Source organism: Flavobacterium sp. UBA7663, assembly GCF_002483315.1.
Lineage (GTDB): Bacteria > Bacteroidota > Bacteroidia > Flavobacteriales > Flavobacteriaceae > Flavobacterium.
In genome coordinates, this window is record NZ_DLHR01000024.1 from 59,945 (window position 1) to 82,313 (window position 22,369).

The following is a 22,369-nucleotide window of genomic DNA, read 5'->3' on the forward strand; positions in this document are numbered from 1 at the left end:
GCAATAAAATAAAAATGACCCAACAAAATTTCACCATACAAACCCAAAACCTTTCGATTGGATACAAATCCAAATCGGAAACGATTACTATTGCTCAAAACATCAATCTTGGTTTAGAAAAAGGCAAATTAATCGCTTTAATTGGTGAGAATGGAATTGGGAAATCTACTTTATTAAAAACAATAACTGGAATTATTCCTCCTTTACAAGGTAAAGTTTCTTTACTCCATAAGTCGCTTCAAAGTTACAAACCACTTGATTTAGCTCAGGAATTAAGTATAGTTTTAACAGAAAAATTGCCTCCAAGTAATTTAACCGTTTACGAAATCATCGCTTTAGGAAGACAGCCATATACTAATTGGTTAGGAACTTTATCAGAAGAAGATACAATCAAAATTGAAGAAGCTATTTCGCTTACAGAAATCCAACATTTGATTCATAAAAAACACGATGAAATTAGCGATGGTCAGTTGCAAATTGCATTGATTGCACGTGCTTTGGCACAAGATACTTCGATTATAATTTTAGATGAACCTACAACGCATTTAGATTTGGTTCACAAAGCGACTTTATTAAAATTGTTGCAAAAACTAACACACGAAACAGGTAAAACCATCCTCTACTCTACGCATGACATCGATTTAGCGATTCAAATGACTGATGAAATGATTGTATTTACGCCAACTCAAATTGTTCAAGACCAACCTTGTAATTTGATTCAAACTGGGATTTTTAATACCTTATTTAATACTGAACATCTGACTTTTGATGCAACTATTGGAAAATATAAAATCAAGTAATTTTATTCCAATTTTACATTTTGTTTAACGCACTAAACTAACTATTTTCATAATTTTACTAAAAAAAAGTTATGAAGTACATTTACATTACCTTACTCTTAGCAACATTGAATAGTTTTGGACAATTAGTAAAAGTAGATTACTCAGATGGTAATCAAAATTTAGAAGGCTATTTTGCCAAAGCACAAAAAGCAAATCCAAAGAAAATTGGTATCATCGTTTTACCCGCATGGATGGGTGTTGATGCGCATGCAAAAGAATCAGCTGAAAACTTATCTAAATTAGGCTATCATGCTTTTGTTGCAGATATTTACGGAGTTGGAAACAATCCGAAAAATACAGGTGAAGCTGGAAAAAATGCAGGTTTCTACAAAAACAATCCTGCGGAATATCAAAAAAGAATTCAATTAGCTATTGACCAATTAGTAAAAGCCGGTGCTGATAAAAATCAAATTGCAGTTATTGGTTATTGCTTTGGTGGAACGGGTGCTATCGAAGCGGCTCGTGGGAACTTAAACATAAAAGGAGTAGTTTCTTTTCATGGCGGTTTAGGAAAAGCTACAAATAGTCCAACCAGTGAAATTAAAACTAAAGTTTTAGTGTTACATGGTGCGGATGATCCTTATGTTCCTGCAAAAGAAATTGAAGCCTTCCAAAACGAAATGAGAACTTCTAAAGCCGATTGGCAAATGATTTACTATGCAAATTCGGTTCATGCTTTTACACACAAAGATGCAGGAAATGATAACAGTAAAGGCGCTGCTTATAACGAATTAGCCGATAAAAGAAGTTGGGAAGCAATGAAAACGTTTTTTACAGAAATTTTCAAATAATCGTTATAGTATTTCAAAAACTAAAACAGTTATTTCACCTGAAATAGCTGTTTTTTTTATACATCAAAACCACTCACTTCCAAAACTTCACCTGCTTTTAAATCATTCAAATGAATGTTTCCTACTCGCACACGAACTAATCGCAATGTAGGAAAACCAACTGCTGATGTCATTTTCCGAACTTGACGAAATTTTCCTTCGGTTAAAGTTATGGAAACCCAAGAAGTTGGCCCGTGACGCTCATCGCGAATCTTTTTACCGCGTTCGCCTAAATTGGGAATTGACTCTAATTTAAAGGCTTGACATTTTTTGGTTTTGTATTTTTTACCATGTAAGCCAATTTCAACTCCGTTTCGTAATTGTTTAGCGGCTTCTTCGGTAATGATTCCGTCAACTTGCGCGTAATATTCTTTTTCTACTTTTTTACTTCGCACAATTTCGCTCATCATGCCGTCTGTAGTTAACAAAAGTAAACCTTCTGAATCTTCGTCTAAACGACCAATTGCCATAGTGTTTTCAGGAAAATCGTATAATTCGCCCAACAACTTTTTCTTGCGTTTTAATTGGTAAATAAACTGCGATAAATAACCGTAAGGCTTATGAATAAGGAAATGATGATGCATTTAGAAAATTAAGTTTAAGATGCAACGAAGATAGTAAAAACTGTTGGAGTGAGACAAAAAATAAGGAGGCCTTATTAAGACCTCCCTGTGTCGATTTTGATTTATTACGTTTTTCTGATCTACTATAAATTGAGAAGAATAAACGACTGAATCTCTTTTTAGATATGTAACTAATGATATATTCAATAACTAATCAAAATCACATAGTAAAAGTAAAAATTATTTCACTACAAATAAATGATTTTTAATTGTTTAACATATAATTATAATTAAAATTCGATGAACGAATCATAACATCGATTAATAAGTTTTTAATAAAATTTCAAAGACTTTTAAATACTAATATGGCTTCAAATTTTATTTTTTGTTACATTTACAGTATTAAACAAAATCACCCACCATGTCACAAACACTTTTAGTACTTGCCGCATTTATTATTGCCTTAGGAATTGGAATTTTCATTGGAAAAATATTGTTTTCCGCCAAATCACAATCTGAAAAATCGGGTTTAGAAGAACGAATTAACGGACTTTTGAATCAAATTGAACAATTAAAAATTCAATTTCAAACCGAAAGAAATCAATTTGAAAAATCATTTACCCAACTTTCAACTGAAAAAGAAAACCTTCAAAAAGAAAAAGAAAGTTTATCGATTCATTTGGCTAAAAAAGAGAATGATTTTGAAAATCTTTGGGAACGCAACAAAGAACAAAAGCAAGAAGTAGAGCAACTTCAAGAAAAATTCACCAAAGAATTTGAAAACTTAGCCAATAAAATTCTGGAAGAAAAAACGGTTAAATTCACCGAGCAAAACAAGGAGAATTTGAAAAATATTTTGTCACCTCTACAAGATAGAATTCAACTTTTTGAAAAGAAAGTCGAAGACACACACAAAGAAAGTATCGATTATCACGCAGCTTTACGCCAACAAATTTTGGGACTTCGCGAAATGAACGAACAAATGAGTAAGGAAACCATCAATTTAACCAAGGCTTTAAAAGGCGATAGTAAAATGCAAGGAAATTGGGGTGAATTGGTCTTAGAACGCGTATTAGAAAAATCGGGATTAGAAAAAGATAGAGAATATTTCGTGCAACAAAGTCATACTACTGAAGATGGTAGTCGAGTTTTTCCAGACGTTATCATCAATCTTCCTGATGGCAAAAAAATGATTATCGATTCAAAAGTAACACTTACAGCTTACGAACGTTACATTAACGAAGAAGATGACAACGTGAAAAGTCAGTATTTAAAAGAACATGTGGTTTCGATTAATCGTCACGTAGAGCAATTGGGCAACAAAAATTATCAGGATTTATACCACATGGAAAGTCCAGATTTTGTTTTGTTGTTTATTCCAATTGAATCAGCTTTTGCTGTGGCTTTAAACGAAGATACAACCCTATATAACAAAGCATTTGAGAAGAATATTGTAATTGTTACACCTTCAACCCTTTTGGCCACTTTACGCACGATTGATAGTATGTGGACTAATCAAAAACAGCAAGAAAATGCAATTGAAATTGCGCGTCAGGCGGGTGCTTTGTATGATAAATTTGAAGGATTTGTTGGCGATTTGATTAAAATTGGTAAAAAAATGGACGAAGCCAAAATTGAATATGGTAACGCCATGAACAAATTAGTTGACGGAAAAGGAAATTTAATTACCAGCGTTGAAAAATTAAAGAAAATGGGTGCTAAAGCTAAAAAAGCATTACCCGAATCGGTTTTGAAAAGAGCAGAAAACGAAGAAAATTTACTAACAGAAGAAAATAACTAACTCATGAACACAGCAAGAAAAATTTTGGTTTACTTCCTATTAGCCGTAACCATAGGTTTAATAGGTTATACATTATTTATTTATAATTTCACTTTAAGCGATGGTGTTAGAAGTGGTGTTTTATCAAAATTTAGTCATAAGGGTGTTATTTTCAAAACTTGGGAAGGCGAACTAAATGAAGGTTTTGGAGCTACCCGATTTTTTCCATTTTCAGTTGAAGATGGCGAAGAAAAAGTCATTGAAGATTTAAAAAAATACCAAGGTCAATATGTGAAATTGGAATACAAAGAAAGATTAAAAACATTACCTTGGTGGGGCGATACACATTATTTTATTGTAAAAGTAACCCCTGAACAATCTCCATATTTTAATAGTAAATAGATGGAAACAGCCAATACAGTTAAAGCATCAAAAATTACGTTATCGGAATTAATGTTGCCGTCTCACTCCAACTTTAGTGGAAAAATCCATGGAGGCTATTTGTTGAAGCTTATGGATCAAATTGCTTTTGCTTGTGCTTCAAAATATTCGGGATGTTATTGCGTAACGGCTTCTGTTGACACGGTTGATTTTTTAAATCCGGTGGAAATTGGCGAATTAGTAACTTTGAAAGCTTCAGTAAATTACGTTGGGAAAACTTCGATGGTTGTGGGCATTCGAGTAACATCGGAACACATTCAAACAGGAATTAAAAAACATTGTAATTCGAGTTATTTTACAATGGTTGCCAAAGACGAATTGGGAAATAACGTAAAAGTTCCAAAGTTGATTATTTCAAATATGGAAGAAGTGCGTCGTTTTTATGACAGTATTAATCGTATTGAAAATAAAAAGAAATACAAAGAATTGGAAATGACTTTTGATTATCATTCAGAAGATGCCCTAAATAATTTGAAAAAATATAATGTTGAAATTTCAGAAAAACTAACAAACATTAGCTAACTTTTACAAAAAAAAAATTTGTCATTTTAAAAAAAAAGTTATATTTGTTTTTACAAAAACAAACAAACCCCACTAATATGACAAAAAAATACGCAATTCTATCCTTTTTTGCTATTTCACTTCTTATATTTTTTTCTTGTACAGACAATGATGACGAAGAATACACTCCAGTTTCACCAGTAACTGTAGATTTAACACAGGTTCCATATCCTAAATTATCAGACTATCATTTTTTTGACGGAGAAATGAAGAATCAAGTTCCTTCATTAGATGTTTTACCCTACGAACCAATTTCTTCTTTATTTACCGATTATGCACATAAAAAAAGATTTGTTTGGTTACCAAATGGAATGAAAGCAACTTATAATGGTGATGATCAAATATTAGATCTTCCTGTGGGTGCTGCTATTATTAAAACTTTCTATTATGACAATGTGCAACCTTCTAATACTACAAAAATCATTGAAACACGAATTATGATTCGAAAATCTGATGGATGGATTTTTGCTGATTATGTTTGGAATGATGATCAAACAGAAGCCTATTTAGATTTGAATGGAAGCACAAAAAATATTACATTTAAAGATGAAAATAATGTAACCCGAACTGTGGATTATCGTATTCCAAATGAATCGCAATGTATCGTTTGTCATAAAACTAAAAGTTATGAAAACGGGAATTATGTTCAAAAAAATATTCCTATTGGTATAAAACCACAAAATTTAAACAAAGTATTCAATTACGGTAGCGAAACCAAAAATCAGTTAACAAAATGGATTGATGCTGGTTTATTGACAAATAATTTCAGTTTACCTTCAGAAGCAAACACCATTGTTGATTATAATGACAGCAGTAAACCTCTTGAAAAAAGAGTTCGCTCTTATTTTGATATTAATTGCGCTCATTGTCACAAAGAACACGGTCACTGCGATTATAGACCAATGAAATTTGCTTTTTCGGAAACCAATAATAATTTAACAAACATGGGGGTTTGCGTAGATACTCAGGATATGCAAAATTTTGAACCTGCACTTTCTAAACTCGTTACTCCAGGAAATATTTACAGATCTATGCTTTATCATAGGCTTAATACTGTTGATGAAACATACAGAATGCCTTTACATGGACGAACAGTAATTCATGAAGAGGGCGTACTTCTTGTTGAAGAATGGATTAATTCATTAACACCTTGCAATTAAAAACTAACCTACTAACTAAAACAACTCAACTATGAAAAAAACTACTTTTTATTTTCTATTTTCATTATTTTCTTCTTTAGGAATACATGCCCAGGACGATTGTGGCACTGCTTCACCAATTTCGGGTCCTGGAATTTATACAGTTGGAGTTATTAATGGAACGCAACCAACTACATTTTGTGCAGCTAACAATGCTATTCCTGTTGGAAATATTCCAGCTGGTGAATGGTATGCATACACTCCAACTCAAAATTATTCGGTAACAATAACATCTGATATTGCAGCAAACACTCCAAGAAAAGACACTCGTGTTCATATTTATACTGGTGATTGTGCGACTTTAACTTGTTATGCAGGAGATGATGATACTGGTTCAGGTTATTCTTCTGTAACTACTTTTAATGTAGTTGCTGGAACAACCTATTATATTGCTTGGGACAACAGATGGTTAAATACAACAAACAATACAGGATTCAGTTTTCAATTATCTGAGAGTACAATTATAGTACCTACCACACCGATTTCATATACAACACAAACTGTAGCTACTATTAATAGCGGTTACAATATTTGTGTTGTTGACATGAATGGAGACTACAAAGATGATATTGTTGGTATAAGTGCGGCTAATATGAGAATACATTATCAAACTTCTACTCCAGGAACTTATACTGTTACTGATTATCCATTATCTGGAACCGTTTTACAACCTAACTGGAGTTTAGCGGCTGGAGATTATAACAAAGATGGTTTTAACGATGTTGTTTTAGGAAATGGTAGTGGCGCTACAATCTTGACATCAAATAGTACCGGAACTGCATATGCAACAAACACACCTGGACAGTACATTTTTTCACAAAGAACTAATTTTACAGACCTAAACAACGATGGAAATTTAGATGTTTTTGTTTGTCATGATATTGCTCCAAGTTGTTACTACTTAAATGATGGAACTGGTGCTTTAACTTTTTATCAATCTACAGTAACTCCTGGTGCAATGAGCATTGCAACAACAACTGGAAACTACGCTACTTTATTCACAGATTTTGATAACGATGGTGATTCTGATGTTTTTGTATCAAAATGTTCTGGTCCTCCATGTGAATTATATCGTAATGATGGAAATGGAGTTTACACTAATATTTCTGCTTTAGCTGGAATTAACATTACACCTATACAAACTTGGTCGTCTGCTATTGCTGATTTTGATAACGATGGAGATATGGACATCATAATAACTGCAAGTTCAGGAGCACATAATTTTTTCAGAAATAATTTAGACACTACCAATGGAACTGAAGAGGCTTACTCTAATATTACTGTAGGTTCAGGATGGGATACCAATATTTCAACAAATATTGATAATTTAGCATATGACTTTGACAATGATGGTAAAGTAGATGTAATTGGTGGTGGAAATAAAATCATGTTTAATCAAGGCAACAATACTTTTGCTCCGGTTACATACACTGGATTAGGGGTTTCTTCTGTGGGTGATTTAAACAATGATGGGTTTTTAGATTTTCAAAGCGGTACAACTATTCGATATGCCGTTCCAAACGGAAACAATTGGATAAAATTCAATCTTCAAGGCATTCAAAGTAATAGAAACGGAATTGGTGCAAGAGTTGAAATTCATGGCGCATGGGGAAAACAAATTAGAGACATTAGAAGTGGAGAAGGATTCAGACACATGAGTACTTTGAATGCTCATTTTGGAATTGGTACAGAAACAGCAATTACTCAAGTTGTGGTTATTTGGCCATCTGGTGTAGTGGATGTTATCAATAATCCTAACATTAATCAAGCTTTAACAATTATTGAAGGCTCTAGTCCTTTGAGTTTAGTTGATAATGGTAATTCAAAAATTAAATTATATCCTAACCCAACATCTGATATTCTTACACTTTCAAATATCGAAATGCTATCTATTAAAAACATTTCTATCATTTCAACATTAGGAAAAGTAGTTAAAAATGTACAACTTTCTAATTCAAGTGTTTCGGTTTCAGATTTGTCTGAAGGATTTTATATTCTTTTGATTGAGACAGAAGATGGAAAAAAATATTCGGAAAGTTTTCTGAAAAAATAAGACCATTCTTTTTTTGATTAAAAAATAAAAACTGCCTTTAATAAAAGGCAGTTTTTATTTTAATATGTAAACTATTTTTTTATATTATTGCAAATTATTTTAACATGAAAATTTTTCCATTTTTATTCGTCCTTTTCTTTTGTATTTCATCTGTTGCCCAAAAAAATGCAGATCCATCTCCTGAAGAAATTAAAACTGCAAAATCGATACGAGAAAAGTACGATAAATTTGATATCGCAATTCTTAACAGTACCGAAAAAGTGACTTTTAATATTAACAAAACAAATGACCTTGTTGAAGTTAATTACAGCGTAAAAGAACATTTAATGAACATAAACCATAGAGCGGATATTCAGAAATATGAGTTTTATGACAGTCAATCTAGCATTGAGAATTTCTCTTTAAAATACAAAACCGATAAACAAGCTAACTTTATTGTAAATGATGAGTTTTACAAAAGTGATGACTTATTCTACAATGATGCACGAGTAAAATTCATGCAAGTTGATTTTCCCGTTCAAGGTTATACTTACAAATATCAAATGGAAAAGAAAATCAAAGACAGTAAATATTTTACAAGTATTTACTTTAGTGATGAATTTCCAGTTATTGAAAAAAAAGTAATTATTGAAATTCCAAAATGGTTAGATTTAGAAATTAAAGAATTTAACTTCGACGGATTTGCAATTAAAAAAGCAATTACTCAAAATGCTGAAAACACCATTTACACCTACACGATTGAGAATTTAAACGGAAACCCAAAAGAAAATTATAGTCCTGGACCAAGTTTTTTATATCCACATATCTTATTTGTTGCAAAATCATTTTCGGTTAAAAACGAGAAGAAAACGCTTTTTAGTTCTACTGCCGATTTATATAAATGGTACAAATCGCTTGTAGATTCCATGAAAGATAATCCTGCCATTTTTGCTGAAAAAGTAAAAGAATTAACTGCCAATGCAAAAACCGACGAAGAGAAGATAAAAAACATCTATTATTGGGTTCAAGACAATATAAGATACATTGCTTTTGAAGACGGAATTGCAGGTTTTAAACCCGATGATTCTCAGAATGTTTTCCAAAAAAGATATGGCGATTGTAAAGGAATGGCCAACTTAACAAAACAAATGCTAAAGCTAGCAGGTTTTGATGCTAGATTGTGTTGGATTGGAACCAACCATATTGCTTATGATTATAGTACACCTTCCCTATCTGTAGACAACCACATGATTTGCGCTTTGATTAAAGATGGGAAGAAATACTTCTTAGACGGAACTGAAAAATACAATTCGTTTGGAGAATACGCTCAAAGAATTCAAGGAAAAGAAGTATTAATTGAAGATGGCGATAAATTTATTTTAGATAGAATTCCAGTACAAAAAGCAGCTTCAAACACAGAAAAAAGTGTAATTAACTACGTAATTGAAAACGAAAGTTTAAAAGGAAAAGTAAAAGCGGAATATCTTGGCGAAAGTAGAGCTTCTTTTTTATACAGCTATAACTCTATAAAAAACGATAAAAAAGAAGATGCTTTACGATGGTATTTGAATTCGAAAGATAAAAATTGTACCGTAACTAATATTAAGACTTCCGATTTATTAAATAGAGATCAAAAACTAACTTTGGATTATGATGTTTCCATTGCCAATCATGTTTCTTCTTTTGATAATGAAATTTATGTGGATTTGAATTACAGTAAAGAATATAATTCATTTGATTTTAAAGAGCGCAAAACTGATTTCATGTTGAGCTATAAATCATTTGACGACATTACGATTAGTTTACAAATTCCTGATGGTTATAAAGTAACAAAAATGCCTGAAAATATTTCGATAATTACAGATGATTATACCATTTCAATGAAATATGAAGTAAAAGGAAATACGTTAGAATATACCAAACAATTCCAATTTAAAAACGGAATCATCAAGTCATCAAAATTTAATGATTGGAAAAATCATTACGCAACAATTCAAAAAAACTATTCAGAACAAGTTGTTTTAACCAAATAAAAATCCAAAATGAAATTCAAATTATTCTTACTAACCTTTCTTTGGGTTAGTCTTTCACAAGCGCAAACAAAAGACGAAATTAAAGATTTCTTTTGGGGCAAAAATGACGAATACAAAAGCCAAAATACTATTCCAGATAAGTATAAAAACGAATCTGCTGTAATCATTTATAAATATGAAGATTATGATTTTCATAAATTTGGAAAAAGCGTAACCTTTAGAGCAGCCTTCAGAAAAAGAGTTAAATTAAACGACCAGGCTGCTGTTACAAGTTTTTCAGAATTTAATTATTCTGAAAAATCAAATCCAAGATATGGAGCTGTTCTTAAAACAGTTATTGGTATAAAAGTTATTAAACCAAACGGAACAGAAAACATTATTAATACCGAAAAAGAAGCCGTTACCGTTGACAAGGAGAAAAAAATTGCCGTTCCAAATTTAGAAATTGGCGACATTATTGATTTCTATAATTACAGTACAGAAACCTTCAGTTCAACTTATGAATTTGGATTTGATGCCGTAGAAAGAACACTTGGCGAAAGTTATCCCATTTTAAATTACAAATTAACTTTTCAAACCGAAAATGATTTCTTTGTTAACTTCAACACTTACAATAATGGTCCTGAATTAAAACAAATTCCTTTAGATAAAAGTGGCGAACGTAAATATGAAATTGTAGCAACTGATATTCCAAAAAACGATTTTCCAAGATGGTTTTTACCATTAGTAGAACTTCCTTGTTATAAATTTCAAGTTTATTTTGCGCGTTCGGGAAAGTTTGAGCAAAGAGCTGCTGCTTTTTTACCTGAAAAAGAAAGTATCATTAAAAGAACGGTTTCTAAAGAAGATATTTTTAATTATTATGATACCAAATTTTATCCATCAGGTAATTTAAATGATGTAGAAAACTTTTTAAAAGGTAAAAACTTTAAATCTAATGAAGAAAAAGTAAACGCTGTATATTATTTTATGCGTCATCAATTTTACACAAGATACATTGAAGCTTTTGTAATTAACGATGCAAATATTATGAATCCTTTTGGACTTTATGGTTATGATCCTGTTTTCTTTACAAAAGAAGAACAGTTCATTAATTATTTCATGCAATTTCTAAAAAAGCAAAAAATCGAATTTGATATCATAGTTGCAACGGGAAGAGAAAATGGTCCAATAAGTGATGTGTTAATTCAGGAAAACATTAGAATTCTTTTAAAAGTAAATACAGAAAGCCCTATTTATTTCGGAATTTTTGATCCTTTTTCTATCCCAAATCAATTTGACAGTACTTTAGAAAATACAAAAGCTTATGCTTTAAAAGTTTCAAAAAGTAAAAAAGTAAGTGATATTGAAGAAATAAAACTTCCAGGTTTAACCTATAAAGACAACGTCACAAAAGTGACAACTAATCTTTCAGTAAATACAGATTTTACAACTGCAAATGCCACAAAAATTTCTTCATTATATGGTCATAATAAAGAGTTTGAGCACAATAGCAAAATTTTCTTCTATGATTATATTAGTGAAGATTATGAAAAATATGGAACCAGTCCAGTTTTAGATTTAGTTCGAAAACAAAAAGATAAAGACAAATACAAAAAAGAATACGCTGCTTTAATTGAAAAATTTAAACAAAATCAGGTTGAAAAATTCAAAAAGGAAATTGAAGAAGAATACGACATTAAAGTTGACAAACACGACTTAAAGGTTGATAAAACAGGAAGATTTGGTATTAATGAACCATTAGTGATTACAGAAAACTTCACTATTACTTCAAATTTTATCAAAAAAGCAGGAAACAATTATATTTTAGATATTGGAAAATTCATCAGTTCACAAGTAGATATTGAAGAAAAAGAATACGAAAGAACCAATAATATTTATACCATTTTCCCACGTTCTTTTGAATACACTATTAATTTGGATATTCCAGAAGGATATACTGTTAGTGGTTTAGAAAAACTAAACGTAAAAGTGGAAAATGAAACAGGAAGTTTTGTAAGCAAAGCCGAAATAAAAGACAATAAATTAGTTATTGTTTCCACAAAAAATTACATCAATTCGTACGAACCTAATGCCAATTGGAAAAAAATGATTGCCTTCTTAGATGCGGCATACCAGTTTTCACAAGAGAAAGTATTACTTAAGAAGAATTAAAAATTAAAAACCGAGCTAAGCTCGGTTTTTTTATGCTTTAAAAAACTCGTACCAAATTAAATCCAAAACCAAACTCGCCTTTTCCCCAATCACCTACTGTTTGTCCTAAATAACCTGTTTCATGCATTGCCGTTGCATTTGTAAAATGCATTTGAAAAACGTGTCCGCCAGTTTCTAAATCAAAACCTATCGATAGCGGATTTTTATAAATAGATTCGTTAGCGCGGTTTAAATGAGCTACATAATCTATGTTAAACGACCAACGTTTAGTTAACTTATAACGACCTCCAATTCCTATTGCATATTGTGTATTATCTTGAGGATTTGGAGAAATTACCATATTATTTTCATCTAAAACATCACGTAATGTATTTTCATGAAAAAGGGTTGGCGCCAATTCTAATGATAACTTTTCTGAAAATTTTCGAGAAATTAAAATTTGAGTGGCAAAACTCAGGCGATTTTCAAATTCTAATTTTGGATAATCTTCCTCTTTTAATTCTGTATTAACAGCAACACTATTAAATCCTACAATAGTCACTGGAAAGTTATTTTCTCCTTGCGCAAACAATCGATATTTTATCGCTGCATCATAGGTTTCTTGAAAACCACTTCTTGCTACGTGAACGGTTAACCATTCATTTACTCCGTAAAGAAATTTTAATTGGGTATTGGCATTATCCAATCCAAAAAAATCGTCAAATCCATTATTTACAAATCCAAAACGATGCGCTACCACAAAATAAAAGTCACCTTTTGCGGCTAATTTTGTAGATTCTAAATTCACAATTTTTAACGATTTAAAAGCCGATTCTACCTTTTGATTTTGAGGAACAGAATCGATTTCACTTAATAAATCATCTTGGGCAAATCCCAAAAATGGGAACATCAAGGCAAAGAAGAATGTTTTTTTCATAAAATTTGTTTTAATCTACTATTAGAATTTTAGAGGCTAATCCATTATCAGAATCAACTTTAACTATATACGTTCCTTTTTGCAAATTGGATGTTTCTATTCTTGAAGAAGTTGTATTTAGTAATTCTTTTTTAACAAGTCGTCCTAAGTAATCATATATGAAAATGGTTGCGTTAGAAGTTAAATCAGATAAATCAATCGTGACATAGTCTTTAGCAGGATTTGGATACATCTTAAACTCTGACAATACAAAATCGTTGTTTCCTAGAGTGAAATTAGCCGAAGTTACTCCTCTTCCCCCGTGATACGATAAAGCGTAACTGTTTGCCGTACTTCCGTAAGCCCAAATCAAACTTATTGGATTTGGATTGGATGAGAATGTATAATCATTTGTATCACCGGTACTCAATGCTCTTGTAGCAATAATAGTTCGAACAGAACCACTTACCGTATTTGACGTTATGGTCCAATGCTGAGCGCCATCAGAAACAGGTGCTGAAAACCCAGTTAGATATCGATCAAATGAAGGCAACGCAACGGTATTTGCATGACAAACTACTACATCTGTTCCTGCGGTCATTGAACTAGCTCCAAAACCTAAAGCAAACCAGCGATTAGAAGGTCCAGTTAAAGTAAGAGTTACTAAAGTGTTCACATCAATCTTAGCCGTCATAGCAACACCAGCCGTATTGTTCAAACTAATTGTTCCGGTTGAATAACCCTGTGCCGAACTGTAAAAAGTGGCTAAAAAATAAAATAAAAAAGTAATTTTTTTCATAATCTATAGTTTTAATAAGTGTTGTATTTGTTCGTCTTTTAAGTTCATTGCATATGCTTTTGCTGTCATTCCCATATTATCTTTTATAGTAATTTGAGGCTGATATTGCATCAAAAGTGCTATCATTTCATAATTTCTAAATTGAATCGCATAATGTAAAGCTGTATAGCCATTTCCGTCTTGTAAATCGGGATTAGCGTTGTGGTCTAGTAATAATTTTGCTAATTTTTGATTATTTTTAACTACCGTAGCCATTAATGCAGTTCCATTTGGACTCACATTATTTAAACTGGCTTTTTGTTGAATTAAAAAAGTAGCTACATCATCATTACTGTTGTAACAAGCTAAAATCAAAGGCGTAAATCCTTGAGCGGTTTTACTCTCTATTGCTTGAGGTTGTGCTGTTAATAAAGAAGTCATTTCGGCAACTGTTCCTCTTCTGGCAACATCAAAAATATTGGCTTGAGAAAAAACCGAAGAAAATCCCAAAAAAGCGATGATTAAAATAATTGATTTCATACGTTTCAATTTATTCTTCAATTGTACATTGATCCATTCGTAACTCATTGAACAATTCGTCAAAGCCAATAAATCGTCCTTTTAATTTTACCAATTCTCCCATCTTGGCTTTATTCATTTGTTCCTTAGAAGCAGTAGCAATTAACTTATTATCTAACGTAATTGTGTTTTGCTTTAAATCCAATGCTGTTACATTTCCGTATATGGAAATAGTTTGGTCAGCATAAGTTACAGTTGAAGAATCTGGATTATTTATGAAACGTTGCGATAATTCACTCACACTAGTTTCAAAAGCGGCTTGTTCAGCATCTATATCGCGATGCGATTGATACATATAAAAATTCAAAACAACAATGGCAGAAATCATTACCAAAACAATACCAAGTCCTAACCTAAATTTTAATTTTCTATTCATAACTAATACTTTTTAAAATGAAAAAAATGACACAAAAACTCCCAATTCTAGCTCTTATTTTAGTAACGTTTATGAGTTGTAGCGAAGACAGTGTTTCCGACTTAACAGAAACTGAGATTCCAACTTCAATAAGTTATCAAAATGATGTGAGACCCATAATTCAAAACAATTGCTTGAATTGCCATGGAAACCCAACCAATTTTGGCGCACCCAATTCTTTAACTACATACGAAAATGTGAAGGCTTCGGTTTTAAATAATTTAATTGACCGAATTTCAAGACCAGAAGGAACATCTGGAGCCATGCCACTTGGTGGTCCTAGATTATCTCAAAATGACATAAATATTATTATAGCATGGCAAAATGCCGATTTTCCTCAATAACTAAATTTTAAGATTATGAAAACTAAAATAATTATGGCTTTACTTTTAATTAGTAGCCTCAGCTTTGCACAAGACAAATTAATTACGAAAACTGGAACCATAACTTTTGAAGCTTCGGTACCGTCGTTTGAAGAAGTAAAAGCCAAAAATTCAGGCGTTTCTTGTGTATTAAATACGAAAACTGGAGAAATAGCTTCTTTAGCTTTGCTGAAGGGATTCCGATTTAAAGTCGCTTTAATGGAAGAACATTTTAATGAAAATTATGTGGAAAGCGACAAATTTCCCAAAGCAACTTTTAAAGGGAAAATAGAGAATTTCGACTTATCTAAAATAACTACAACTGCAAACAACTATACCATTAAAGGTAAATTAGAACTACATGGAAAATCAAAGGATATTGCGATTACTGCAAAAATTAAAAAAGGAAAAGATGGCATAGAAATTGTATCAGACTTTACTGTCAATACAGACGATTTCGACATTGAAATTCCAAGTGTGGTAAACAAAAAAGTGACCAAAAAAGTAAATGTTCGCTTTGAATTTGTATTGAAATAGTATTTTATTATATTTACCAATATTATTCAAACAAACTATTCAAATGAAAAAACTCACACAAATTGCATTAACTGCCTTATTATTTGTAGGAATTACAGCTACTGCTCAAACACAATTAAAAAAAGGTTCTGTAACTTACAGTATGACAATGCCTAATGTTAGCGAAGAAATGGCAGCTATGGGTGAAAGTACTATAACAGTTCACTTTGATGAAAAAACGCAAGCTACCGATATGAGCATGATGGGTGGTATGATGTTAATGAAAACCATCGTTCCTAATGAGAATAAAAAAGACACGAAAATGACGGTTGAAGTAATGGGTATGAAATATGAAATTACTGATGCTGGAGAAGAAGCTTCAAAAAATGCAAATGGTCTTACCAATTTAGACAACGCAAAAGATATTGTTTACGATAAAAAAGATACAAAAGAAATTGCAGGTTTTAAATGTTATAAAGCTACTGTAAACATGAACGATGGCACAAAAAGCACATTATATATAACAGAAGCAATTGCACCACAAATGGGTGCGGCAGAATCTAAATTAAAACTTGCTGGTTACCCTTTAGAAATTACAACTCAAACGGCTCAAGGCGACATGGTAATGAAAGCTACTAAGTTTTCAAAAGAAGTTTCTGCCGAAGCTTTTAAAGTTGGTGAAGGTTACACAAAAACAACTATGGAAGAATTCCAAAAACAAATGGGTGGTATGTAATACTAACTTCATTTATGATATAAGAAGCACTGAGAAATCGGTGCTTTTTTTGTTTGTTGTAATTTGATGATGCACAAAACCTATTGATGATTTGTAAGATTTTTTTATTATTTTTGAACAAAGATGAAACTGACGTTTGTCAGACATATATACAAGTTGTGCGAAATCATAAAAAACTATGCTTAAAGAAGAAATTGAAAATATAATAAATAATGGTGAATTTAAAACCATTGGCTGTCAATATACCATAATGTATATGGCAAGATTATTTTCTCAAGCCGAATTTTTAGCTCATAAAATTATGAAATTGACTGGTAAAGTTTTTTCAAAATATGAGGTTCAACAAGTTTTTGAAGCATTTACTATTAAGACTCTTTGTGATTGGGAATGGTATATAGAAAAAATAATATGTGAATGTCTAAAAACAGACACTAGTAAATTAGCAAATCAATTATCGTTGAACTTGCCAAAAAAAATAACTACAGACGAATGCATAGCTTATTTGAATGGACTTGGATATTTTGATTTAAAAGGTGCAAACAATCTAAAGGCAATTTCAAAAAAAATACTAATTGACAATCAGAATCCTTTTTTAAACCTAAATAAAGATGCGTGTAAAAGAATTGATGATTATTATATAATTAGAAATTATATTGCACATAGAAGTAATAAGTCTAAAAAATCTTTAATTACAATGTATGCAAGATATCAACAAGATAAGTTTATTGAAGCTGGTGATTTCTTACTCTCTATAGATCCTAATAAAAATGATTTACATATTCAATTATTTGAAAGTTCGTTTTGGCTTACTTCGTACAACATTTTAGAATTTCTTTACCCAAAAACATATAATTGGATTATGGGAAATGAAGAAGTGTATAATGATAAATGCCAAGCAAGATTTCGCATTTTGATTGAGTTAAGTCCGAATATACCAAAACCATGACATAGCACAACAGCGGTTTCAAGAAATGGCGAGGCTCGGGATTTATTTGAAATGGAAAAGGTTTTTAATTTAAAGTTTTGGTTATATTTGTAAAGGCTTGGTCTTGGTTCATCGCCACTTCTTAAAGCCGCGACATGTTGGTGGTAATTTAAAAACGAATCGTTAAACATAGAACAATGAAAAAAATACTTATTCTAATTATTTTAACAATAACAATAAATAGTTATTCTCAAATATCAACATTTGAAGAAAAAACAAATAATTACATTATCGAATTTTTAAAACAGAAAAAATATTCTGATGATTTAGGCACCAATCCTTTACTCGTAATAGATGGAAAACCTACTTCAAAAGAAAACTTATACCAATATGCAATCTTAAAACCTGAAAACATAGATGATATAAATTCTATTAGTAAAAGCTCTGGAACCGGAGAGGTGATTTGGGGAGAAAATGCTAAAGATGGAGTTCTAATGATTAAAACAAATCTTGTAAAATATTCAGAATCAACAGATGCACAAAATAGTAAAATTCTTTTTATACTTGACAACAAAATAATAACTAAAGAAGAAGCTTATTCAATAGACGCTGGAAAAGACATTCAAACAGCTACTGTTTATAAAAACAGTAACAAATTTCTTGTTTTGCATAATGAAGAATTTGATGGAATTATAGTGTTAGTTTCCAAAGTGAAATAAACTTCCGTTAAAAGCGGTTTAGTGGTAATAAACCCTAAATTCAAAAATCTAACCCAATTTTCACGTTCAACACTGTGCTAGTTCAAATACGAATTCATTGTATTTTATGTAGTGCTAACTTCAAGTTTATATCCTTTACCGCGTATAACAACAATATTGATATTGGGGTCAAATTCTAGCTTTTTTCTAAGTTTTGATATAAACATGTCTAAACTTCGCCCCACAATAACACCTTCATCTTCCCAAATCTCTTTTTGCAATCGGCTTCTCTCTATGGTTTCATTAGGAGACGATGCGAAAATGAGCAATACACGGGTTTCCGTTCCAGTTAAGTCAATTGTTTTTTCATCTGCAACAAGTTTCTTATTTTTTGCATCAAATAATAGCGAACCCAAAACGAACATATTAGCATTTTGACCGTCTGGTAAAGATTTTTGCGGCTTAACATTTCTCAAAAAAATAAAACCTACAAAGGCTAAAAAAGTCAGGCTACCCAAAAGATATCCATTTTTTGCTGTAACTATTCCTGTCGGTTTGAATTTGATATTTATAATATAACATGACTTTGGTTGTCTTCTTCCTTTACAAGTTACAATATCATCTTTCTCATTTTTGGATATAGCATATCCATAAATCACACTTGAGTTATCACAGTTCAAAACATTAACAATATAATTACTTGAAAGTGGCGAGTTGTCTAAAAAACGCTGGGTAGTACTCATTAGGGAATCAGGCAGAAAAGTAAACTCATTCTCAAACCTAATCTGATATTCATTTTCAGCTATCTTTTTTACGGGAAGAACTCTTGATGTACTATCACCTGACTGAAGGAGTATTTCATGTCCAATCCTACGAAGAAGAACTTCTCTTCTAGAATTATTATAACTGTCACTATCCTCAATATTAAAAGCCACGCAGATTATAGCAATAAAAAAGAGAAGTAACAACCCCAAAAGGTAATTACGTTTTCCGAGAAGGAGATTTATGCTATTCAACATAGTGTCAAGTTTATATTTACAAAGTTTACATTTTTATTTACAATTTTAAGCTCACAACCCGAAAAATATTAAAGTAATTTTACTCCACTAACTTTAAAACAAGATAAAACTATATCATTAATTTAAAACTAAAAAACATGAAAAAAATCATTTATGCTTTAATTTTATCAGTGGTTGTGGTAAGCGGACTGGTATTTAGCTTCACTCCCTTGACCGACAGCTCAGGTACTAATCGTGAAATTAAAACTGAAACCACTAAAAAGTCAATACAAAAGCAACTCACTGCAGCTGAAAGGAATACTGAATTAAAAAAATGGGAGGCGTGCCCTGATGGTATAATGTTCAAAAATTGGGAAACGTCGCCTGCAGGTAAAAAAGTGGATGCCGGTATTGCTAAAATAAGTAAATCCGTTAGAGACTATACCAATATGGAGGCAATTGTAACCTCTCTTTCTCTTCCTTCAGGCTCAAGATTGGGTTTCGGAGTGATGGTAAGGATTAATGGTGACGATTATATTCTTAGTTTTGGACCAGAAAAGTCTACTAAGAACAACTATAATTTTGACAGTGAATTTGAGCAATTGTACAGACTGAAAGTAAACGACAAAATTATTATAAAAAGCCATAGCATATCAAAAGCACCCAAGTATTACTATCCAATAGTGGCAGGCGACTATGTAGAACGAGACGGTAAAATAATTTATAAACGCGCACCTAGCAAAGACGGTTGCTAAGAATCTTCTAAACTAATTCTCTAGTTGGCTAAAGATTTGATTGCTCGGAATTATATTACATCCCACAATCAATAATGAAGTCAAATCGCTTCATAAAAAAATCCCAATCTTTCGATTGGGATTTTTTTTATTTTTCAAACTCTTTTAAAGTATTTATGATAATTGCAACACAGTCTCTTAGTTGTTCTTCTGTCATTACTAACGGAGGAGCAAAACGAATTATGTTTCCGTGTGTTGGTTTTGCCAACAAACCGTTTTCAGCTAAACGTACACAAATGTTCCAAGCGGTGTCGCTTTCTTCGGTGTCGTTAATTACAACGGCATTCAACAAACCTTTTCCTCTTACTAGAGTAGCGATGGTTGACGTTTCGATAAATTTTGCTAATTCCCCTCGGAAGATGTTTCCTAATTTTCTAGCATTTTGAGATAAACTCTCTTCCGAAACTACTTCTAAAGCCGCCATTGCAACCGCAGCCGCAACTGGATTTCCTCCAAAAGTAGAACCGTGTTGTCCTGGCTTAATTACATTCATAATGCTATCATTTGCCAAAACAGCCGAAACTGGATAAGCACCACCTGATAATGCTTTTCCTAAGATTAAAATATCTGGTTGTGTATAAGTGGCTTGTTTTTCACATTTTGCTTCACAAGTACAATTACCACAAACCGCTAATAACGAACCCGTTCTTGCAATACCTGTTTGCACTTCATCAGCAATGAATAAAACGTTATTGGCTTCACAAATTGCTTTTGCTCTTTTAAGAAAATCTTCTGATGGTGTGTAAACTCCAGCTTCCCCTTGAATAGGTTCTACTAAGAATCCAGCAATATTTTTTGATGAATTCACAGCTTTTTCTAAAGCTTCAATATCATCGTAAGGAATGCTAATAAATCCTGCTGTATAAGGTCCGAAGTTTTTACGTGCGTTTTCATCGTTTGAGAATGAAATGATTGTAGTAGTTCTTCCGTGGAAGTTACCATCACAAACGATAATTTGCGCTTCGTTTTCGTTGATTCCTTTTTTCTCGTATGCCCATTTTCTACACAATTTTAAAGCAGTTTCTACTGCTTCAGCTCCTGTGTTCATTGGTAATACTTTATCAAATCCGAAATAGTTGGTTACAAATTGTTCGTAAACCCCTAATTTATCATTGTAAAATGCTCTTGATGTTAACGTTAAAGTTTGGGCTTGTTGCACCATTGCTCCTACAATTTTTGGATGACAATGTCCTTGATTTACCGCAGAATAAGCCGAAAGAAAATCGTAATATTTCTTTCCTTCTACATCCCAAACATAAACTCCTTCTCCTCTACTCAAAACTACTGGTAGTGGATGATAATTGTGTGCACCATACTTGTCTTCTAATGCAATAGCTTCAGCCGAACTCATTTTTTCTAAAACTGACATAAAATTTTGTTGTTGATTGTTACATCGCAATTCCTTCTTAATGGTGAGAAATCAACCGAATAGTTGTCAAAAATACAAAAATCAAGGGCAAGTTCAAATTCAAATTTAATAATCTGTAAAAATTCAATTTTGAAACACGCTGTTTATCAAAGTTTCCGCTAGCAACTTTAGTTTTTTTTTAAACATATAAGTCATGTAAGCAAAAAATGATAGTTTTAAATTATGAAAAAAAACTCAAAAAAGATTCCTAAATTCAGGCTAAAAACATTCTGAAATCTGTTAAAATCAGCGATTCGCTTTGCGAATCTGTTTCATCCGCGTGCTAATCACGCAAACATTTCTAACAACGTCGTAACCGTATTCCAATTTCTAATTGTGGCGACAACGTTTAATTTTTTCTCGATATATTTTTGATCTAATCTGGTTTTTCCTGCTCCAACTGCATATTTAATGTAAATTCTACTTTTATCAATTGCAGCTTCGTCGGGTTTGAATTGACTTATTTTTAAATCGTTAATGGCGCTTCCTTGTAATTCTTTGGACAAAAATGCTACATACAATTTCTTAGTATCGCAATCTTTCTCTTTGAGATATGAATTGTTTTTGAAACACGCTTCCAAATCTTCTTTACTAATAACTACAACTGGAACTTCCAATCCTAATTCTTTGAAGATTTCTTGTTTGATTTTAAACCCAACACTAGCACCATGTTCTTCTTCCGAATCCACAAAAACATTTCCCGATTGAATATAAGTTCGTACATTTTGAAATCCTGCGTTTTCTAAAAGCGATTTCAAAACGTCCATTTTTATCATATTGTGACCGGAAACGTTAATTCCGCGAAGTAAAGCTAAATGGGTTTTCATGGT

23 protein-coding genes are annotated in these 22,369 nt (G+C 31.8%); 15 read left to right on the forward strand and 8 right to left on the reverse strand.

From position 1 onward, the window contains the following. The first annotated feature begins 14 nt into the window (after window positions 1-14). On the forward strand, window positions 15-800 hold the full coding sequence (locus B2741_RS10770; protein WP_291138726.1) for an ABC transporter ATP-binding protein: 786 nt from the start codon (window positions 15-17) through the stop codon (window positions 798-800). A 71-nt stretch (window positions 801-871) separates the two neighbouring features. Beyond that, window positions 872-1,633, forward strand: a complete 762-nt coding sequence (locus B2741_RS10775) for a dienelactone hydrolase family protein (protein WP_291138728.1) — start codon at window positions 872-874, stop codon at window positions 1,631-1,633. Between the two features lie 56 nt (window positions 1,634-1,689). Here the strand turns inward: B2741_RS10775 and B2741_RS10780 are convergent, their stop codons facing one another. Then, a complete protein-coding gene (locus B2741_RS10780) occupies window positions 1,690-2,256 on the reverse strand; it encodes a pseudouridine synthase (protein ID WP_291138730.1) in 567 nt (188 codons plus the stop codon). A 400-nt stretch (window positions 2,257-2,656) separates the two neighbouring features. Here B2741_RS10780 and rmuC point away from each other — a divergent pair, with 400 nt between their 5' ends. The 7 genes from rmuC (at window position 2,657) to B2741_RS10815 (ending at window position 12,435) form a co-directional block, all read left to right on the forward strand. After that, window positions 2,657-4,036 (forward strand): DNA recombination protein RmuC, encoded by a 1,380-nt coding sequence (rmuC, locus tag B2741_RS10785; RefSeq protein WP_291138732.1) that lies wholly within the window; start codon window positions 2,657-2,659, stop codon window positions 4,034-4,036. Window positions 4,037-4,039: 3 nt separating this feature from the next. Then, window positions 4,040-4,417, forward strand: coding sequence for a 6-phosphogluconate dehydrogenase (locus B2741_RS10790; protein WP_290821649.1), 378 nt, complete (start codon window positions 4,040-4,042; stop codon window positions 4,415-4,417). Next, on the forward strand, window positions 4,418-4,978 hold the full coding sequence (locus B2741_RS10795) for an acyl-CoA thioesterase (protein ID WP_291138734.1): 561 nt from the start codon (window positions 4,418-4,420) through the stop codon (window positions 4,976-4,978). Window positions 4,979-5,055: 77 nt separating this feature from the next. Further along, window positions 5,056-6,177, forward strand: a complete 1,122-nt coding sequence (locus B2741_RS10800; protein WP_291138736.1) for a hypothetical protein — start codon at window positions 5,056-5,058, stop codon at window positions 6,175-6,177. 31 nt (window positions 6,178-6,208) lie between these two features. Next, window positions 6,209-8,269 carry an FG-GAP-like repeat-containing protein gene (locus B2741_RS10805; protein ID WP_291138738.1) on the forward strand — a complete coding sequence of 687 codons (2,061 nt, stop codon included), beginning with the start codon at window positions 6,209-6,211 and terminating at the stop codon, window positions 8,267-8,269. Between the two features lie 104 nt (window positions 8,270-8,373). Beyond that, complete coding sequence (locus B2741_RS10810; RefSeq protein WP_291138740.1) at window positions 8,374-10,281, forward strand: transglutaminase-like domain-containing protein; 1,908 nt, start codon at window positions 8,374-8,376, stop codon at window positions 10,279-10,281. 9 nt (window positions 10,282-10,290) lie between these two features. Next, window positions 10,291-12,435, forward strand: a complete 2,145-nt coding sequence (locus B2741_RS10815; protein ID WP_291138742.1) for a DUF3857 domain-containing protein — start codon at window positions 10,291-10,293, stop codon at window positions 12,433-12,435. Window positions 12,436-12,472: 37 nt separating this feature from the next. Here B2741_RS10815 and B2741_RS10820 read toward each other — a convergent pair whose 3' ends face one another. Genes B2741_RS10820 through B2741_RS10835 form a run of 4 tightly spaced genes read right to left on the reverse strand, consistent with a single transcriptional unit; the run spans window position 12,473 to window position 15,063 of the window. Beyond that, window positions 12,473-13,351 carry a DUF5777 family beta-barrel protein gene (locus B2741_RS10820; RefSeq protein ID WP_291138744.1) on the reverse strand — a complete coding sequence of 293 codons (879 nt, stop codon included), beginning with the start codon at window positions 13,349-13,351 and terminating at the stop codon, window positions 12,473-12,475. Window positions 13,352-13,361: 10 nt separating this feature from the next. Further along, complete coding sequence (locus B2741_RS10825) at window positions 13,362-14,129, reverse strand: T9SS type A sorting domain-containing protein (protein WP_291138746.1); 768 nt, start codon at window positions 14,127-14,129, stop codon at window positions 13,362-13,364. A gap of 3 nt (window positions 14,130-14,132) precedes the next feature. Beyond that, a complete protein-coding gene (locus tag B2741_RS10830; RefSeq protein ID WP_291138748.1) occupies window positions 14,133-14,648 on the reverse strand; it encodes an ankyrin repeat domain-containing protein in 516 nt (171 codons plus the stop codon). 10 nt (window positions 14,649-14,658) lie between these two features. Next, window positions 14,659-15,063, reverse strand: coding sequence for an OB-fold protein (locus tag B2741_RS10835; RefSeq protein ID WP_291138750.1), 405 nt, complete (start codon window positions 15,061-15,063; stop codon window positions 14,659-14,661). Between the two features lie 26 nt (window positions 15,064-15,089). On the opposite strand from B2741_RS10835, the gene B2741_RS10840 reads away from it, so the two are divergent. From B2741_RS10840 to B2741_RS10860, 5 genes are all read left to right on the forward strand, one after another. Further along, window positions 15,090-15,446 carry a c-type cytochrome gene (locus B2741_RS10840; protein ID WP_291138752.1) on the forward strand — a complete coding sequence of 119 codons (357 nt, stop codon included), beginning with the start codon at window positions 15,090-15,092 and terminating at the stop codon, window positions 15,444-15,446. Window positions 15,447-15,461: 15 nt separating this feature from the next. Beyond that, window positions 15,462-16,001 carry a YceI family protein gene (locus tag B2741_RS10845; RefSeq protein WP_291138754.1) on the forward strand — a complete coding sequence of 180 codons (540 nt, stop codon included), beginning with the start codon at window positions 15,462-15,464 and terminating at the stop codon, window positions 15,999-16,001. 43 nt (window positions 16,002-16,044) lie between these two features. Further along, on the forward strand, window positions 16,045-16,716 hold the full coding sequence (locus B2741_RS10850; protein ID WP_291138756.1) for a hypothetical protein: 672 nt from the start codon (window positions 16,045-16,047) through the stop codon (window positions 16,714-16,716). Window positions 16,717-16,894: 178 nt separating this feature from the next. Continuing rightward, the gene (locus B2741_RS10855) at window positions 16,895-17,662 is read left to right on the forward strand and encodes a hypothetical protein (RefSeq protein ID WP_291138758.1); all 768 of its coding nucleotides are present in this window, start codon (window positions 16,895-16,897) and stop codon (window positions 17,660-17,662) included. A gap of 176 nt (window positions 17,663-17,838) precedes the next feature. Next, window positions 17,839-18,360, forward strand: a complete 522-nt coding sequence (locus tag B2741_RS10860; protein WP_291138760.1) for a hypothetical protein — start codon at window positions 17,839-17,841, stop codon at window positions 18,358-18,360. 104 nt (window positions 18,361-18,464) lie between these two features. On the opposite strand, the gene B2741_RS10865 is transcribed toward B2741_RS10860, so the two are convergent. Continuing rightward, window positions 18,465-19,358 (reverse strand): winged helix-turn-helix domain-containing protein, encoded by an 894-nt coding sequence (locus B2741_RS10865; RefSeq protein WP_291138762.1) that lies wholly within the window; start codon window positions 19,356-19,358, stop codon window positions 18,465-18,467. A 137-nt stretch (window positions 19,359-19,495) separates the two neighbouring features. On the opposite strand from B2741_RS10865, the gene B2741_RS10870 reads away from it, so the two are divergent. Then, window positions 19,496-20,092 (forward strand): hypothetical protein, encoded by a 597-nt coding sequence (locus B2741_RS10870; RefSeq protein WP_291138764.1) that lies wholly within the window; start codon window positions 19,496-19,498, stop codon window positions 20,090-20,092. Window positions 20,093-20,219: 127 nt separating this feature from the next. Here B2741_RS10870 and rocD read toward each other — a convergent pair whose 3' ends face one another. Continuing rightward, window positions 20,220-21,500, reverse strand: coding sequence for an ornithine--oxo-acid transaminase (gene rocD, locus B2741_RS10875; protein WP_291138766.1), 1,281 nt, complete (start codon window positions 21,498-21,500; stop codon window positions 20,220-20,222). A 326-nt stretch (window positions 21,501-21,826) separates the two neighbouring features. Beyond that, on the reverse strand, window positions 21,827-22,366 hold the full coding sequence (locus B2741_RS10880) for a DUF1697 domain-containing protein (protein WP_291138768.1): 540 nt from the start codon (window positions 22,364-22,366) through the stop codon (window positions 21,827-21,829). Between the last annotated feature and the right edge of the window lie 3 nt (window positions 22,367-22,369).

Coding starts and splice junctions, on each gene's coding strand:
- B2741_RS10815 (WP_291138742.1), top strand. CDS start 10,291: ATGAAATTCAAATTATTCTTACTAACCTTTCTTTGGGTTAGTCTTTCA.
- rmuC (WP_291138732.1), top strand. CDS start 2,657: ATGTCACAAACACTTTTAGTACTTGCCGCATTTATTATTGCCTTAGGA.
- B2741_RS10820 (WP_291138744.1), bottom strand. CDS start 13,351: ATGAAAAAAACATTCTTCTTTGCCTTGATGTTCCCATTTTTGGGATTT.
- B2741_RS10790 (WP_290821649.1), top strand. CDS start 4,040: ATGAACACAGCAAGAAAAATTTTGGTTTACTTCCTATTAGCCGTAACC.
- rocD (WP_291138766.1), bottom strand. CDS start 21,500: ATGTCAGTTTTAGAAAAAATGAGTTCGGCTGAAGCTATTGCATTAGAA.
- B2741_RS10835 (WP_291138750.1), bottom strand. CDS start 15,063: ATGAATAGAAAATTAAAATTTAGGTTAGGACTTGGTATTGTTTTGGTA.
- B2741_RS10795 (WP_291138734.1), top strand. CDS start 4,418: ATGGAAACAGCCAATACAGTTAAAGCATCAAAAATTACGTTATCGGAA.
- B2741_RS10855 (WP_291138758.1), top strand. CDS start 16,895: ATGCTTAAAGAAGAAATTGAAAATATAATAAATAATGGTGAATTTAAA.
- B2741_RS10830 (WP_291138748.1), bottom strand. CDS start 14,648: ATGAAATCAATTATTTTAATCATCGCTTTTTTGGGATTTTCTTCGGTT.
- B2741_RS10810 (WP_291138740.1), top strand. CDS start 8,374: ATGAAAATTTTTCCATTTTTATTCGTCCTTTTCTTTTGTATTTCATCT.
- B2741_RS10870 (WP_291138764.1), top strand. CDS start 19,496: ATGAAAAAAATCATTTATGCTTTAATTTTATCAGTGGTTGTGGTAAGC.
- B2741_RS10880 (WP_291138768.1), bottom strand. CDS start 22,366: ATGAAAACCCATTTAGCTTTACTTCGCGGAATTAACGTTTCCGGTCAC.
- B2741_RS10770 (WP_291138726.1), top strand. CDS start 15: ATGACCCAACAAAATTTCACCATACAAACCCAAAACCTTTCGATTGGA.
- B2741_RS10805 (WP_291138738.1), top strand. CDS start 6,209: ATGAAAAAAACTACTTTTTATTTTCTATTTTCATTATTTTCTTCTTTA.
- B2741_RS10860 (WP_291138760.1), top strand. CDS start 17,839: ATGAAAAAAATACTTATTCTAATTATTTTAACAATAACAATAAATAGT.
- B2741_RS10825 (WP_291138746.1), bottom strand. CDS start 14,129: ATGAAAAAAATTACTTTTTTATTTTATTTTTTAGCCACTTTTTACAGT.
- B2741_RS10845 (WP_291138754.1), top strand. CDS start 15,462: ATGAAAACTAAAATAATTATGGCTTTACTTTTAATTAGTAGCCTCAGC.
- B2741_RS10780 (WP_291138730.1), bottom strand. CDS start 2,256: ATGCATCATCATTTCCTTATTCATAAGCCTTACGGTTATTTATCGCAG.
- B2741_RS10840 (WP_291138752.1), top strand. CDS start 15,090: ATGACACAAAAACTCCCAATTCTAGCTCTTATTTTAGTAACGTTTATG.
- B2741_RS10775 (WP_291138728.1), top strand. CDS start 872: ATGAAGTACATTTACATTACCTTACTCTTAGCAACATTGAATAGTTTT.
- B2741_RS10865 (WP_291138762.1), bottom strand. CDS start 19,358: ATGTTGAATAGCATAAATCTCCTTCTCGGAAAACGTAATTACCTTTTG.
- B2741_RS10850 (WP_291138756.1), top strand. CDS start 16,045: ATGAAAAAACTCACACAAATTGCATTAACTGCCTTATTATTTGTAGGA.
- B2741_RS10800 (WP_291138736.1), top strand. CDS start 5,056: ATGACAAAAAAATACGCAATTCTATCCTTTTTTGCTATTTCACTTCTT.